This window comes from Dysgonomonas sp. ZJ709 (genome assembly GCF_011039195.1).
Taxonomy (GTDB): domain Bacteria; phylum Bacteroidota; class Bacteroidia; order Bacteroidales; family Dysgonomonadaceae; genus Dysgonomonas.
Map to the genome: position 1 here is coordinate 1 of NZ_JAAKEM010000034.1, position 15732 is coordinate 15732.

Here is a 15732-nt window from a genome sequence, read left to right on the forward strand (position 1 = left end):
TAATTCGGTAGAGTTATCTCCTTCAACAAGATTCCAGCCTATAACATCAATGAATACACTTGCTTCAAATGTTTCAAATCCATCCGCTAATAACAATAATACTTTTTTCATTTTTAATCAAGTTACAAAATATGCAATTCATTTATAATTTATCAGAAGAACTTTTGACTGGTTATTATTTGAATCTAAGTCATTATTAAAGAATGATTCTATGTTAGTTTTCTTCCTCGTATTCCTTGATCTTCTCCTCACAAATATCTTTAGTAATATCCCGAAGTAATTCTACTTTAGGAACCAACGCATCAATATCCTCTTTTGTTACCACAAAATCAGGGTCGTATCTTCCATTTACATAAGCAGCTTTGACAAGTTCGAAAAGGCGTTTTTCTTCAGGAGTATCTTGCGGAAAGACTTTTATAAACTCATGAGAATATTTCTTTACGGAGTTTAATAGTTTCGATAAGTTATGTTGCTTCGGATTTTCTAACGTAAAAACCAAACGGACAGCATATATATAATTTTCACAGGCTTGATGAAGATGAAAAGAACACATTTTATATTCTTTATCATTATAGTCATGATTTGCACTTCTTAAGAAACTATTAGCTCTATCAAACTTATCATCAAAATACTCTTGAGCCTGTTGCTTGATTTCTTCAAAATTGAGTTTACGACGGCGAGCTAATTTATATTTCCCACTGTCATATAATATTACACCTTCCTGTTTGATCTGCGTGTAAAAATATCTACCCTCTTTCAGATACTTGTTCAGCTTTTTCATATCCTCACTGATAAACTGAACAGGTGGTTGTCGATCGGGGTCTTTTGCCCTGTCGTAGTACAAATCTTCTATATTACCGAGGGCCTTAATTGCTACTCCGTCCGAAACTCCACTGGTCACGACCAATATATCGTAATCGCTTACATAGAACTGTATTTTGCCAAACTCATATTTCTCATCATACACCACATAATCATTTCGGGCATAACTGCCGAAAAGTATTATCATCTCGGTTTGTTTCAACCGCTGTAAAACGGTTTCAACAATATAGTGCAAATCTCTCTGATTGGTAGATGGTAAATATGTGATTGACTTTTTCATTCGGGTTCTATTTATAACCTTAAAATTAAGAATATAAAGATATTCAAAAAAGCAAAACAGAAATTAACTTTTCTGATAAAATAGTATATTTGTATCTACATCCTGCCATTGTTGGTTTAATCACTTCATACAAACCGACGAATTAAGACCGCAGATATATATAAATTCATTTTAGTATTTATGTCGGCTTGATTCTTGTTCTATTGTCAGTCTGTAAACTTTTGGCGTTTGGAAAGTCTGATAAGTGTTTTTGCTATTCTGTCTACTTTCGTTTGGTCTGTTTTTGCAGAATATATCCACTTGATGTAATTGTGTTGTTCGCCTTCGCTGAGTGAATTAAAGAACTGAAATGCTTCAGGCTCGTCTCGCAGACACAATAGTAGTTCTTCGGGAACTTCCAGCGGTTCATTATCGGGATATAAAATCACATGAACATAATCGCCTGCCTGTTTCTTTATCTTTTTTCGTATCTCTGCTTTTACAGGAAGAAACAGTTTGCCGTTCCCAAATGGCATTAAATGATATTTTTTGATTTCAAAACCATCAATACTCCCTTTTACTTTCAGCATCCCGAAAGATGCCTTGCCCATCGGAATTTCTGGTATCTCGGTGTAAGTCCAGCCGCCCTTTTCGGGAAATTTTTCGAGCAAATATTTTTTATTTATCAATGGTTTTTCCATTTTGCTTTCTGATTTTATTGTTAGACGCTGTGCCGCAAATAGTTGTAAACACGGTAACTACTTGTTTTATTTTTGTTTCATATATTTGGAAATAGTTTCGAGAAAAAGTTCTTGTTGATCAACATACAGAAAATGAGAGCAATTATCGATCAATGTAAAGTTTTCTTTACCCGCAATCGCTTTCATATCTTCTAATTGCTTTTTCGAAAAAATTCTGTCTTGTTTTCCATAAATAGCAAATATGTGAATGTTTTGGGTTTTCAATTTTTCGAGAATAGGTTTTGTATCAACGTTATTTAGTGTCTCATTCTGAAAAAATATTGCAGGAGCATTCCTATTTCTGATATTGCTTTTATAAAAATCACTCTTCTGATATTCTTCTCGTAATTTCATAGATTCTTTTGTTGGTTTCGGCATATCAAAAAAGCCATCAGCGAGATCGAAACATGCTGCACGGTATTCGGCAGTATTTTTGGGTAGCTGTCTGGTTTCTTCAATTTTATTCAACATCTGCTTATTGCCGTTTTTACGATAAATTTTCTCTACGGTATTCAATATGTGGTCATAGGTTTCTTGTTGCGAAAATAAAGCTCCTGCAAGGATGATCGAATTTACTTTCTCCGGGTGCTGTTCTGCGAAGAATGTAGCAACTATTCCTCCAAAGCTATGTGCTAGAATATTTGCCTGTTCTATATTGTATTTCTCATAAATAGCAACAAGGTCATTGGATGATTCTTCGAAAGTAAATGTTGCGTCAGGATCCGTAGAACGCCCTTCCCCTCTTCGGTCATAAGCTATAACATAAAACCCTAATTCGGCAAGTCGCTGAGCTGTGGTCGCTTCAAATAATGTCGTATTTGAACTTGGGCCTCCATGTACATATATAATGGCAGGGCTTAAACTGCTGCCATAACTTTGCGAATAAATAGTTTGTCCTTTTGCTGAATTGATTGAAAGAATAGTAAGCAAGGCTAAATAAGGAAGTGTGGATTTCATCTTATGAACTTTTTTAATTTGGGCAAAGTTGTTTTAGTAATCCGAAAATCTCATTAAAATCATTGTCATTTGCTTTACGAATACTTAGTTCTATCATATTATAATTATTTTGGGTAGTTTCGGATGCAATTGTTATCTATATCTCCAGACTTGAGATAATGTCTTGGGTAGAGCATACAGATATGTTATGTTTCGTAGGAGTCATATTGCTCCATAGCCAATTGTAATACTCTATTATTGTCGGAGCATCTACTTGTGGGCGCGATGCCGTAGTGTGTGCGTCGGAAGCAATATATATCTTAAAGTCGTTGACCAGAGCAGTTTTAATTGTCGCATCGACACAAAAGTCGGTAGCACATCCGCAGAAATACAATTCATCGATGTTTTTCCCGATAAGAGTAGACAGTAATTCGGTATTGTAAAAGGCATCATTGGCTTCCTTTACTACAACTATATCCGAAGGCTCTTGTATTAATTCGGGTAATATTTCAAAGTCTTCGGTTTGTGGAAGAAGATATTCTTCTTTTGTCCCATCGTGTTTGATATATATCACAGGATACCCTGCGCTACGAAACTTTCTGGAGAGCAAATTAATCTGTTCGATTTTTTGTAACGTATTATGGCGAATAGAGTAAGGTTTGAAACTACCTATTTGCATGTCGATAATCAAAAGTGCTTTCATAATTCAATGTTGTGATTTTATTTCCGTCAATAAAATTACCGTTTTTTCTATTAATGAATCTATCCGATGGGTATATTCTTTATCTTAATTCTCGGAAATGCTCAATCAGAAAAGTATAATATTCAGGACATAATGCACATAGGTTCGCACGGTTAAACATCTTGGTAGAAGGCTGATGGCTGTTGTCAACTATCGTGAAGCCATTTACCTGAACCTCATAGTACTCATTTGCCATTACTTTTTCTAATTCCGATACAGAAACTTCGTAAATACCCTGAACCTCTTCTTTCTGAAGTGTAAAATCCTGCGGTGAGAATTTACGCTCTAAAGTAAAAATGTTAGTGAATTCGTTGTCGATAATATTGGGAAGTGTTATACTGATTGGCAGATAACCTAAATATTTGAGATCGGAGTAATCTACCCGAATACCAAGTTCCTCTTCAACTTCACGTACACCATCGCAGAGGCTTTCTGTCGAGAGCAGATGACCGGCAGCAGTAATATCGAACAACCCCGCGTAGTCTTTTTTGGTATCCGAACGTTGTTGAAAATAAAGATAAGTATCAGAACCATCCCGATAATAAAACCAACAATGAAAGGTTTCGTGCCAAAGGCCAATCCGATGCGTTTCATCTCTTGTCGCAACGCCTATCTTAGTGTAAGCTTCGTCGAATACACTAAATATTTCTTCCATTCTTTTTATATGATTTATTTTACACCCAATTTATAATAGGCTGTTTCTATCGATTTTTCAAAACCGAGAGTTTCGGCTAATTTGTACGAACCTGTATTATCCGATCTGCAAGCCCAGAGAGGCTCGAGTTTATTTTCTATACAATAGTCGATGAGTGCAGAACATGTTTTATATGCCAGACCTTTACCCTTAAATTCTTCTGATGTTTCAATGCCCAGTTCCAATTTGTTGTCATGGATAAAAGCTGAAAATGCCGTTGAGGCTAACTCGCCGTTATAGAATGAGCTAAACCCGACGCCATTCTCCACGAAGTCGGCCGAACCATTCCAGAATTTAAGAGGAATAACAGTTCCTTTTATGCTTTCGCAAGTTTCTTTATCTGTTCGTGCAATCCGAACAAGAGGGTCTGCTTTCTCCCGCATGCTCTTAGTATCAAAATATTTGTCTATGTTGAGGTTGAAATTAGTTCGTGTGTTAAATTCTACAATATTGCTTGGTATGTCGTTAAACAAATCCTTAAGTACTTGTTCCCAATCGGTAGGAAATACCTGCATCCATTCATCGCCTTTTCTATTGTGATTGGTATTCAGTACATATTCTTTAAATTCAGAATTAAACGTTTCATTATCGAAATTGCCAAATAGCAGCGACATACCATAGGGGTGAATAACATAAAATGTTTTGGGGTCTTTTATGTTATCCACAAAAATTTCGCCTTCCACTTTCTGCTCAACAACCGAGCGTGCAAAAAGGTTATTAATCGTTACCAACTTTAGTGGTTCGATTACTTTGTTGTAATATTGCTTGTCTAAACGTTTCATCTTAACTCATTATATTTTTCGAGGTTTAAAGATAATACTTTAAGAGGTCCGCTTGCTTTATCGGCTAACGAATAATTATCAATTTTGTATCACTTATACACTAAATAAGGGACTATCCTCTAACGGAAAGCCCCTTACCTTTTTAATAATTTGCGCACCTAGAAAACAAATTATTATTTCATGGTTTCATCCCTAGTGCAGTAATGTAACCTTCATTTTTTGTGCAATTACTGAATTTCATATTTTCAAGTAAATCAGTCATTGCTTTCTTCACTTTTTCCTGATTTGGTCTGGCATTTCTTATTTTAGCAAAATTGCTTCTATCTTGTTTAGTGTATTCAACAATCAAATCCCAGTTTTCGGGAGTCGGGATCGTTACCATACAGCTTTTTGGTACCATCTTTTTGTATGGCCAATAGTGCCATCCAATGTTGTTACGTTCCATCAGGCGAGTCCATCCTGCAATCCATTCGTCTGAATTTTCACCTGTTTCGCCCATATACATGGGGAGGTTCACGCTATCTCTGAAATTTACAAAATCCTGAATGTTGGCTTGTAATGTATCGCACCAGTAGCGGTGACATGTGTACATCATTTTATCGTCGAACTTAGAATCATTGAAGACAGTGAAATTACCATTCCATTGAGCACCGCCCAGCAATACGATATGATTGTTGTCGACAGTTCTTATCGAATCTACACATCTTTTATACAAAGGCTCTAGCGAGTCGTTCAGGTGTGCGTAATCTTCCATAAAATAGTGTGCAATAGGCTCATTAAGCAAGTCGTAACCTAGTATTATTGTATCGTTCTTGTAATGCTCTGCCACTTTCTTCCATATATCGCAGAATAATTCTTTGCTCTGCTCACTTTCCATTAGCCATGGGTATCCGTAGCTATCATCTATATTGTCGCCTGTTTGTCCTCCGGGAGCATCGTGCATATCCAGAATAACGTATAGGTTTTGCTTACGGCACCATTCTATGGCATTATCTATCAGTTCAAAGCCATTCTGGTTAGAATCCAAGCCCATGTAATCTTCATTGGTAAAGAGCTTATAATGAAATGGAATTCTGACCGAATTCATCCCCGTTTGTTTTATATACTTTATATCATCTTCGGTGATATAGTTTTTCTTAAACTCGTTCCAGAACCAATTTGTGAAATCGGGACCGACCATTTCGCAGAATGCTTCGTTGATCACACGGTACGAACTCACATCGCCAAAGAAGAACATATAACCTTCGGGATTGAGCCAGTTACCCAGATTAATGCCTTGTATGAATAATTTCTCTCCATTCGGTTTTATCAGGTCGGGGCCATTTACACGGATAAAGCGTTCGGCGTGTTGTGGCTCAGTTTGTTCTTTCGACCCACAACCTAAGAGCAGGAGGGGAAATAGGAATAAATAGATTAGTTTCTTCATAATTTTAGCGTGTTTTCATTATAATTATCTTCAAGCGTGTTTTATAGGCTAAAGGTATAAAAATTACATTCACGGTAACTCTTATACCTTCGCTATATACTTATTTATTATTCTGTTACAGAAAAAGTGCTTTTTAATTTAGCATTGCTGTTGCCTCCAACCCAAATATTAAAATCGCCTGCTTCTGCCTTTTTCTTTAGATCACGACCATAAAAAGCAAGATCGTCTGTCGAAATTTTAAATTCGACCACTTTCGATTCCCCAGCCTTGAGTGCTATACGTTGAAAGCCTTTCAGTTCTTTTACAGGGCGGACGAGTGATCCTACGATATCTTGAATATAAAGTTGAACTACTTCTGTTCCATCTGTATTACTTGTGTTTTTAAGCGTTACTTTCGCTGTTATTGTTCCGTTCATCGGGATAGACGAAGATGATAATGTGAGATCTGAATATTCGAATGTACTATATGATAATCCATATCCAAATGGGAATAAGGGATCTTTTCCGGAATCAAGATAGAACGATGTATTACCAAGCGATGTCTGACCGGCCTCTTGCTCAATCTGATCTAAAGTCATTACTTTCTCGGGTGCAGGACGACCTGTATTGTTATGATTGTAATACATTGGTATCTGTCCTACTTCACGTACAAATGTGGCCGGTAGTTTACCGCTAGGATTTGCTTTGCCGAAAATAAGATCGAAAATAGCAGGGCCACCCATCGTTCCCGGATGGAAATTATAGAGTACTGCATCAGCATACGGAAGGTCACGCTCGATAGTCAACGGTCTGCCTGCCATGATAACCAATATCACAGGTTTACCTGCACTCTTTACAGCCTTCAATAGATTAGATTGTTCACCTATCAGATTGATATTCGACAATGAGTGAGCTTCTCCCGATAAGATAGATTCTTCACCTAAAAATACAATTGCTACATCTGCAGATGCCGCTGCTTGTTTTGCTTTCTCAAAATTAGCCGTATTCTTATCGCGCGAATAAGCTAATGCCGGTTCATATACATAGTTGATATTCTTGTAGTCATTTTTCAGAGCGCCGATAGGAGTTACAGTATAGTTTTTATCTCCATCGAATATCCATGTTCCCAACTGATCGTGCGAAGCATCTGCCATAGGGCCTATAACAGCTATTTTCTTATTTTCGGCTAACGGTAAGATATTGTTATCGTTTTTCAATAGAATAGCCGATTGTATAGCTGCTTCCCGTGCAGCTTTCAGATGATCGGCAGCATATAATACCGACGGTTTTTTTGTGTCGGCATACGGATTTTCGAACAATCCCATGCGAAATTTAATCCGTAAGATATTGCGAACGGCATTATCGATAGTTTGTACAGACACTTTGCCTTCTTTAACCAATTCGGGCAGGTATTTCATATAAGTACCGCTTACCATTTCCATGTCTATGCCAGCATTCGCAGAAACTTCTGCCACCTGTTTGTCATTTTTTGCATAACCATGAGGAATCATTTCGCCCATCGATGCCCAATCGGAAACAACAAAGCCGTCGAACTTCCATTCGTCACGCAGGATATTTTTCAGTATATATTCGTTACCCGAAGCCGGGATACCATCATTGTCGTTGAATGATGTCATGAGTGTAGCTGCTCCTGCTTCGATGGCACTATGGAAAGGAGGGAGATATACGTTTCGCATCAGATAGGGTGGGATATTTGTGCTGTTATAGTCACGGCCGCCTTCGGCCGCACCATATCCGATAAAATGTTTTACGCAAGCTGCAATGGAATTAGGGTCGGCTAAATCGCCTCCACCTTGAAATCCTTTTACCATTGCTGCTCCGAGTTGCGATCCCAGATAAGGGTCTTCGCCAAGACTTTCGGCAATTCGCCCCCAACGAGCATCGCGCGAAATATCGAGCATCGGAGCAAAAGTCCAGTTGATACCTGTCGATCGGGCTTCGATAGCTGCGACACGTGCACCATCTTCTACCAACTGTGGATTGAACGAGGCTGCTTGTCCCAGAGGGATAGGAAATATAGTTTTGAATCCGTGGATAACATCCCGACCGATAATCATAGGTATACCTAAGCGGCTTTCTTTCAATGCTGCCCTTTGGAGTGTATTTATCATTTCAGGGTCGGTAATGTTCAGTAATGAACCTATTTCACCTTTTTTTATAGGTTGAGTAATGTTTTCGTCAAGTATTTTGCCTGCTGCCTGTTTGATAAGAGCAACCTTCTCTTCTTTGCTCATCTCGGTTGGCTTTTTTTGTCCTTGTCCTCCGGCAACTCCCATCCTTATAAGGAAGGTATTCATATCATCGTCGCTGTATTGAGCAATGGCCTTATCGTCGATCGAAAAAAAGCTGACTTGGTTCATCTGACCGATTTTCTCTTCCAAGGTCATTTTTGCCAACAAGTCTTCGACACGTTTTTCAACATCTTTCTGTGCGTATGCCAACGAGCAGAATAGGAGTAAGGCTGAAATGCCTAGAAATTTTAGTCTTTTCATTTTGGTATCTATTTTATTAATAAGGATATAATTTTCATTGTTTTTGGTATACCCTTACGTAATCTATTTCGTAACGTGCAGGAAAGATATCGGGATCGATGCCTTTTGTTCCTCCCCAATCTCCGCCTATAGCAAGATTGAGTTTTAGATAGAACGGTTCGTTAAACGGCCAAGTATTTTTATTTCCTTTTTTATCATTCTTGAATGTAAAATAGGCTACATTATCTACATATCCGGTGATGAAATCTTCCGTCCATTCCAAACCATAAACATGAAATTCGGTTTCCGCAGTTTCTATATCGATGGTTTTTGTTTTCTCCGTTCCTATTTTATGATTGTATGTGTCGGTATGTACCGAAGCATGAACTACACCGGGTTTGTAGCCTACATATTCCATAATGTCTATTTCGCCGTCGAGTGGCCACGACTTAATGTTTTTGGGTAGCATCCAGAATGCCGACCAAGTGCCTTTGCCTCCGGGAAGCTTAGCTCGCATTTCGAAATAACCGTATTTCCATGATTTAGTTGTATTCATTCGGGCTGAAATAATATCAGAACCTTGATATGGGGTTTCTAACTTAAATGCTGTGATGATAAGCGAACCGTTTTGTATTTTGGCAACTGTATCTTTTTCGAGAATTCTATCCACATAATTTTGCGGCTCGTTGTTGCCCCAGCCATGATTTCCGGTTTCGAACCACCATTGGCTTCCCGGTAGGGGCAGGGTACCATTTGTGTTTGGAGCTTCGTTAAATTCGTCCTGCCAGATGAGGTTGTAATTTGATAGAATATCTGTCTTGCTTTTTTCCTGTATGTCTTGGCTACATGCATAATCGCATAAGAGAAGGAAGCAGGGGATGAGGTAGTATATATGTTTCATAACTATTCTTAATGAAAAATAGGTTGCCTGAATGATTATTTATAATTTCTATCAGACAACCTATCTATTTAATTATTTACTTTTTAGATACGAATCGATACCACCATGCGCTACCTGATTCGACAGTACTATTTACTTTAAGATAAAGTTCGTCTTCAGTTAAACTAAGAATGGTATATTTCGAACTTCCTGTATAATGTCCGAAGAATGCACCGCTACTTAATGTAAGAGTTTTTGTCGATTCACTCAAAGAGAAAGTATATGATTCTTTTGGAGCATATTCCACATCAAAATCACCGGCAGGCGGTACAGAAGATTTAGTATAGCCTAGAGCTGCTAAAGCTGCGCGTCCGGGTTCATTGGTATAAATCTTTCCTCCGTTGGTCCATTTTAGTATCACACCAGTCAGTGTAAATGTGAATTCTTGATTATACAAACTGCAATTGGCTTTTCCTTCGGCTTCACAACTCCACCACGATGGTGTATCAGAATCGATAGGACCGACACCAAAGTGACCGTTTTGAGTTCTGTCGAATACCCATGTTTTACCACTCGTATTTTCGAGTCCTCCTGTCAATGCAATATACATAGGTGTATTCAGTAACGAATAATCATTTTTATCTATGTGAATCACCTGACTATTAACCGTCGCGGAACCGTCTGCAGTGTACAATGTTAATGTTACAGTATAATCTCCTGCAAAAGGATATTCTCCGGTTATAGCTTTATCTTTACTTGTTACACCATTACCCAGATCCCATAAGAAAGAATAGGGTACTTTAGTATCAGATGTATTGGTGAAAGTAATAATATTATCATTTGTAGGAGAGGCTGCATAGCTAAAAGACACCTGATCGGCAGTAACTGTATCGGGCGTGCCCAGCGAATGGTTGTCACCTTCTTGCGGATCACAAGCTGCCATTGCAAAGACAGTTATCAGTGCCAAAATTCCAAATTTGATTATATTTTTCATCTTTTGATTTCTTTATAAATGATTATTGCCATCCATTATTTTGCTTCAACTCATATTCTGTTCCTTTTGTCTTTTCTATTTCCAGTTGAGGAATAGGCAAGTGCTTTTTCCAGTCTTCAAAAGTTCTGACAGAGTTAAATGCGGCATTATTTTCTGTAAGTATCGAAGGTGCATCGCCCCAACGAACCAGATCCCAAAAACGCATACCTTCGCCTAGAAATTCGCGACGTCGCTCCAGCTTGATGTTTGCAGCCGTTGCCGGTATCGGTTTGTCTGCACCGAAAGCACGCTTACGTACTTTATCCAGACAATCTTGAGCTGATACTCCGGCTTCTGCTTGTCCTTGTATTTTAACTAATTCGGCATAGTTAAGCAATGTTTCAGAGTAGCGGAAAATACGCAGATTATTGGCATAGTTCAAATCTACATCTCCCGGAGGCGGATTGTAGCCTTCGCGTGCAGCATATTTACGTTGGAATAAGCCTGTATCTTGAAAGCGTGATGCATATGTTCCTTTTGGCCATGCGTTTATAGAGCCGGCGCGACGGGTATCTCCTTCTTCATACATATTGTAAGCAGCCTGACGAACAGGTGCAAACCCCCATCCTCCTTTAAATATACCAGCTGCATCTTTTAGATCGTTTGGCGAGATAAATGCAGGTAAATTTGTCCCAAAACCTTGCCAAGATTCGCCCCATGTTTTACCTTCGGGTAGCTGGTTGCTTTCGAAAATAGACTCTTTGCAGAATTCGTTTTCATCGGCCCAGATAGTACCAAAATCATCCATTAATGAAAATTCAGTACTCTTGATAATCGTTGCCATATCGTTTGTAATTTCGGCATAACGTGTGTTGTCTTTTTGGTAAAGAACTACACGTGCTTTCAGCATTAGTGCCGCCGCTCGTGACACACGACCGAGATTAGTTCCCGATGTTTTCATTTGAAGTTTGCCTTCGGTACATGCAAAGTCAATATCTTCCATGATTTCTTTATAGATTTCATCGGCACTGAGTTGTTTGGTCATATAAGGAGGGGTTACCAACGGTTGCTCAAAATATGGAATATTTCCCCAATATTTCCAGAGAAGGTGTACATAATAAGCACGGAGGAAATGAGCTTCTGCTCTATACTGTTCCAGTTTGTCCGGATTTACATTTACAGCATTGTCGCAAGCAATAATTACGTTGTTACAACGGGCTAATCCTTTAAAATAATTGTCCCAAAGACCGTTCAGTGTTTCGGCTGCCGTGGAGGTGAACTGAGATAATTTATATAGCTGCCCTTGGTCTCCTGCATCGCCACCCCCTTTAAATAGGTCGTCAGAACGGAGATCAGACATTAGAAGTACGGCATTATAATTACCTCCGGCATAACTATCAAATAGTAGTATCTGATAAGCTGATCCTAGATTGGAAAGTATAGCTCCCTCGGTTGCAGGTCCGCCTGCCTCTTGCTGCTCTGTGGGAGCTGCAGTCAAGAAATCATCACCACAAGAAGCCATAAAAATGGATCCGGCTAAAGTGGCTACTATCATTAAAAATTTATATTTTTTCATAGCTGTATTCAATTAAAAATTTATGTTAGCACCTATCGAAATAGTTCTTGATTGAGGGTATATACCACGATCGACTCCAATTCTATTATAATCTCCGGAGGCAATTTCAGGATCAAATCCATCGTATCCGGTGAAAGTAAGAAGATTCTCAGCTGCAAGGTAAATTCTCAGCTTTTGTATAGAAACTCTTCTGGTCAAAACCATAGGTAAAGTGTAGCCAAACTGAGCGTTTCTCAGGCGAAGGTAAGATCCGTTTTTGATGAAAAGATCTGAAGAGCGCCAGTTACTATTGGCATTTGCAGTAGTCATGCGAGGAATATGATTCGAAGTACCTTCTCCGTGCCAACGGTCAAGTATCCAAGTTGGTCGGTTCATAGCAGGTATGTCACCGCGTTGAGAGAAATCGAATATATTGTTACCGGTAACTCCCTGGAAGAAGACGCTCAGGTCGAATCCTTTCCATTCACCACCCACTGTAAATCCGAATGTCCAATCGGGCATACCTTTTCCAATATTTGTTTTATCGTTATCGTCAATAATACCATCGTTGTTGTAATCTCTGAAGCGAACATCTCCCGGTTGTGCGTTTGATTGCATTTTTTCGCCCTTGTCATTCACATAAGCATCAATCTCCCCTTGATTCTGGAATATTCCATCTGTTTTATATCCATAGAAAAAAGGCCATACTTCACCATTTTTTCCTTTTATATAGCTCCCTAATCCCGAGGCACCCGCAGATTCGTAAATTGCTTCTCCGCTGGCATTACCTAGTCTTATTAATTTATTTCTAAGGAAAGAAGCATTTGCCGATACAAAATAATTAAAGTCGTTAATCTCTTGTTTCCAGCCAAGCTCAAATTCGACACCCCAGTTCTCCATGTCGCCTACATTGGCAATAGGAGCACCTTGGCCTACATAATTTGGGATAGGCTGATCCATCAACATACCATTGGTTTTCTTTTTATAATAATCGAAGCTGAAACTTAAGGCACTTTTAAGGAAGCGTGCATCAAATCCGATATTGGTTTGTTCCGATTCTTCCCATTTTACATCGGGATTGGGGATTGCTGCCGGCGAAGTTCCATATTGCATAACACCATCTTTGCTTGCCGTTGCTACAGAATAACCTCCACCAAAATAGTAGTTTTGTCCACCATCCATTAACGATGTATAACGGAAATTACCTATATTTTCATTACCATTCTTACCCCAGCTGAAACGAAGTTTTAATGCATCTAAAAAGCTTGGGCGGTTTTGCATATAAGGCTCATTCAATATATTCCAACCTACTGATACTGCAGGAAATACTGCCCATTTGTGATTTGCCCCGAATCTCGAAGATCCGTCGCGGCGAACAGTGAGTTGTACCATATAACGTTCATCGTAATTATAGTCTACGCGACCGAAATAGGAAGCTAGTGAGGTGAAATTGTATCCACCGGTTCCTCCTTCGACACGTTCTTTGTCGCGATCAGCAATAGCCGAATTTATATTTGCTTTACTAGGATCAGTTTCTAATAAATCATAATCATTGCCACGTAGATGGCGATATGTGTATTTTAGTGACGATTGTCCTAATACAGCGCTCAGATTATGCTTTCCATCGTACGTCTGACTATAGGTTAATACATTTTCAACCTGCCATTTGTATCCACGGTTCATTTCGCTCCAAACAGAGCTTTGTGATACATTCTTGCCTTGAGAGGCTAAGAAATATGGGAATTCATAACCATCTATTCCCCAGAAGGCGAGGTCGAAGCCATAACTACTTCTAAATTTCAACATCGGAAGAATATCTATTTCTCCCCAGAACGTACCTACAAATTTGTCTTCATTATTTTTTTCTGCTCTGGGTTGATTTAGCATTGCTACCGGATTAGCTATTTCTTGAAAACCAGCAGGAGGAATAGAGAATACATTTCCGTTTCTGTCTCTTACCGCATTGGGGTACTGAGCTAAGATAGCGGCAGAAGTTTCTTCATCGGCATATACTGGTATTAGTGGGTTAAAAGCTAATGCACTACCTAAAACAGAGCCAAACTCGGAATTGGCATCTATACTGGCTGATGTTCCTCTCGAATATCCGATATTTACGCCTACCCTTATTTTATTAAAAAAGCTACGTTCTTTTGCTTCAAAGACTTCGGCTATTGTATTTGAACGGAGACTCCAACGTTCGAAATTTGATTTGCCATAATTACCTCCGACAATACCTTCCTGATTGAAGTAACCTAATGAGAAAAAGTACTGAACTTTTTCACTTCCTCCGTTAACACTGACCTGATGATTTTTTATGGGTGCGTTGAAGTTGAAAGTTTCTTGTTGCCAGTCGGTTCCTTTCCCTGAAGAAGAAATCTCTTGCGAAGAGTAATAGGGTGCGTTGCCGTCGTTTATTTGCCCTTCATTCATGATAACCATATATTCCCGGGCATCGAGTACCGATTTTTTCTTCCATGGGTTTTGCCATCCATATTCGACATTGTAGCTTACGGTTGCCTTACCTTGCTTTCCGGCTTTGGTAGTAACGAGCACTACTCCATTTGCAGCACGGGCTCCATAGATTGCGGCCGAAGCTGCATCTTTTAGTATTTCTACCGATTGTATATCAACAGGATTCAGATACCTGATGCCTCCGTCGACAGGCATACCGTCTACTATATAGAGAGGATCACTGTTGTTGACTGTACCGATACCACGGATGCGTACTTTCGAATCGGATCCGGGTTGACCCGAACTTTGGGTTATTTGTACTCCTGCTACACGGCCTTTCAAAACATCTTCGATCCGGGAAGGTTGGGCTATACTTAAGTCTTCGGCTGTTACCCGACTGATTGCTGCAGTTACTACACTCTTTTTCTGAACACCATAACCGACAACAATTACTTCATCGAGTGTTTGTTGGGATGGTTTCATGGCTACATCGAAATTGGCGGTTACACCTCTGTGATCTTGAGACTCATATCCCACATAGGTGAAAACTAGGGTAGCACCGGCTGGTATTTTAATGGAATATTGACCCTCCATATCGGTCATTGTTCCATTTGTGGTGCCTCGTTCGGCTACTGATACCCCGATTAAAGATTCTCCTGTGACTGCATCTATTACAGTTCCTTTTATTTCGGATGTTTGTCCAAAAACAGCCAGAGAAGAAAAAAGAAATAAGGGAAGGATAATTAATATCTTCCAAAAAAAAAGTTCTCTCTTCATGATAACTAAATTAAGGTTGTTGAATTATGGTTTTTAATCTCTTTTAAGATTAATTTATACAAACATACGTTTAGCCCCCTCTTTATTTAAAATATACTAATACGTCAAAAACTCAAAAAATAGCATTAATAATTACGTCAATACTACTACTTTGTAATTGTAAGTTTCTAATATATAGGCATATATTATTTTTTTATATGAGATATTGCTTGTTTGATATTATA

General features: G+C 38.8%; 12 protein-coding genes. All 12 read right to left on the reverse strand.

The window, feature by feature from the left end:
* Positions 1 to 214: 214 nt before the first annotated feature.
* Positions 215 to 1102 (reverse strand): HEPN domain-containing protein, encoded by an 888-nt coding sequence (locus tag G7Y56_RS16195; protein WP_165045173.1) that lies wholly within the window; start codon positions 1100 to 1102, stop codon positions 215 to 217.
* 206 nt (positions 1103 to 1308) lie between these two features.
* On the reverse strand, positions 1309 to 1782 hold the full coding sequence (locus G7Y56_RS16200; protein ID WP_165045175.1) for a YdeI/OmpD-associated family protein: 474 nt from the start codon (positions 1780 to 1782) through the stop codon (positions 1309 to 1311).
* 66 nt (positions 1783 to 1848) lie between these two features.
* The gene (locus G7Y56_RS16205; RefSeq protein WP_165045177.1) at positions 1849 to 2778 is read right to left on the reverse strand and encodes an alpha/beta fold hydrolase; all 930 of its coding nucleotides are present in this window, start codon (positions 2776 to 2778) and stop codon (positions 1849 to 1851) included.
* 136 nt (positions 2779 to 2914) lie between these two features.
* The gene (locus G7Y56_RS16210; RefSeq protein WP_165045179.1) at positions 2915 to 3460 is read right to left on the reverse strand and encodes an isochorismatase family protein; all 546 of its coding nucleotides are present in this window, start codon (positions 3458 to 3460) and stop codon (positions 2915 to 2917) included.
* Positions 3461 to 3539: 79 nt separating this feature from the next.
* The gene (locus tag G7Y56_RS16215; RefSeq protein ID WP_165045181.1) at positions 3540 to 4154 is read right to left on the reverse strand and encodes an NUDIX domain-containing protein; all 615 of its coding nucleotides are present in this window, start codon (positions 4152 to 4154) and stop codon (positions 3540 to 3542) included.
* A 14-nt stretch (positions 4155 to 4168) separates the two neighbouring features.
* Positions 4169 to 4975 (reverse strand): GNAT family N-acetyltransferase, encoded by an 807-nt coding sequence (locus G7Y56_RS16220; protein ID WP_165045183.1) that lies wholly within the window; start codon positions 4973 to 4975, stop codon positions 4169 to 4171.
* Between the two features lie 178 nt (positions 4976 to 5153).
* The gene (locus G7Y56_RS16225) at positions 5154 to 6401 is read right to left on the reverse strand and encodes a glycoside hydrolase family 5 protein (protein WP_165045185.1); all 1248 of its coding nucleotides are present in this window, start codon (positions 6399 to 6401) and stop codon (positions 5154 to 5156) included.
* Positions 6402 to 6508: 107 nt separating this feature from the next.
* Complete coding sequence (bglX, locus tag G7Y56_RS16230) at positions 6509 to 8893, reverse strand: beta-glucosidase BglX (protein ID WP_165045187.1); 2385 nt, start codon at positions 8891 to 8893, stop codon at positions 6509 to 6511.
* 34 nt (positions 8894 to 8927) lie between these two features.
* Positions 8928 to 9773: a family 16 glycosylhydrolase gene (locus tag G7Y56_RS16235; RefSeq protein WP_165045189.1), complete on the reverse strand. Its 846-nt coding sequence runs from the start codon at positions 9771 to 9773 to the stop codon at positions 8928 to 8930.
* A gap of 76 nt (positions 9774 to 9849) precedes the next feature.
* On the reverse strand, positions 9850 to 10746 hold the full coding sequence (locus tag G7Y56_RS16240; protein WP_165045191.1) for a PKD domain-containing protein: 897 nt from the start codon (positions 10744 to 10746) through the stop codon (positions 9850 to 9852).
* A gap of 22 nt (positions 10747 to 10768) precedes the next feature.
* Positions 10769 to 12301 carry a RagB/SusD family nutrient uptake outer membrane protein gene (locus G7Y56_RS16245; protein WP_165045193.1) on the reverse strand — a complete coding sequence of 511 codons (1533 nt, stop codon included), beginning with the start codon at positions 12299 to 12301 and terminating at the stop codon, positions 10769 to 10771.
* Positions 12302 to 12313: 12 nt separating this feature from the next.
* A complete protein-coding gene (locus tag G7Y56_RS16250) occupies positions 12314 to 15508 on the reverse strand; it encodes a TonB-dependent receptor (RefSeq protein ID WP_165045195.1) in 3195 nt (1064 codons plus the stop codon).
* Positions 15509 to 15732: the final 224 nt, after the last annotated feature.

Excerpts from the sequence above, each read along its gene's own strand:
- G7Y56_RS16245 (WP_165045193.1), bottom strand. The coding sequence starts at position 12,301 with ATGAAAAAATATAAATTTTTAATGATAGTAGCCACTTTAGCCGGATCC.
- G7Y56_RS16225 (WP_165045185.1), bottom strand. The coding sequence starts at position 6,401 with ATGAAGAAACTAATCTATTTATTCCTATTTCCCCTCCTGCTCTTAGGT.
- G7Y56_RS16250 (WP_165045195.1), bottom strand. The coding sequence starts at position 15,508 with ATGAAGAGAGAACTTTTTTTTTGGAAGATATTAATTATCCTTCCCTTA.
- G7Y56_RS16195 (WP_165045173.1), bottom strand. The coding sequence starts at position 1,102 with ATGAAAAAGTCAATCACATATTTACCATCTACCAATCAGAGAGATTTG.
- G7Y56_RS16200 (WP_165045175.1), bottom strand. The coding sequence starts at position 1,782 with ATGGAAAAACCATTGATAAATAAAAAATATTTGCTCGAAAAATTTCCC.
- G7Y56_RS16240 (WP_165045191.1), bottom strand. The coding sequence starts at position 10,746 with ATGAAAAATATAATCAAATTTGGAATTTTGGCACTGATAACTGTCTTT.
- G7Y56_RS16205 (WP_165045177.1), bottom strand. The coding sequence starts at position 2,778 with ATGAAATCCACACTTCCTTATTTAGCCTTGCTTACTATTCTTTCAATC.
- G7Y56_RS16220 (WP_165045183.1), bottom strand. The coding sequence starts at position 4,975 with ATGAAACGTTTAGACAAGCAATATTACAACAAAGTAATCGAACCACTA.
- G7Y56_RS16215 (WP_165045181.1), bottom strand. The coding sequence starts at position 4,154 with ATGGAAGAAATATTTAGTGTATTCGACGAAGCTTACACTAAGATAGGC.
- G7Y56_RS16235 (WP_165045189.1), bottom strand. The coding sequence starts at position 9,773 with ATGAAACATATATACTACCTCATCCCCTGCTTCCTTCTCTTATGCGAT.
- G7Y56_RS16210 (WP_165045179.1), bottom strand. The coding sequence starts at position 3,460 with ATGAAAGCACTTTTGATTATCGACATGCAAATAGGTAGTTTCAAACCT.
- bglX (WP_165045187.1), bottom strand. The coding sequence starts at position 8,893 with ATGAAAAGACTAAAATTTCTAGGCATTTCAGCCTTACTCCTATTCTGC.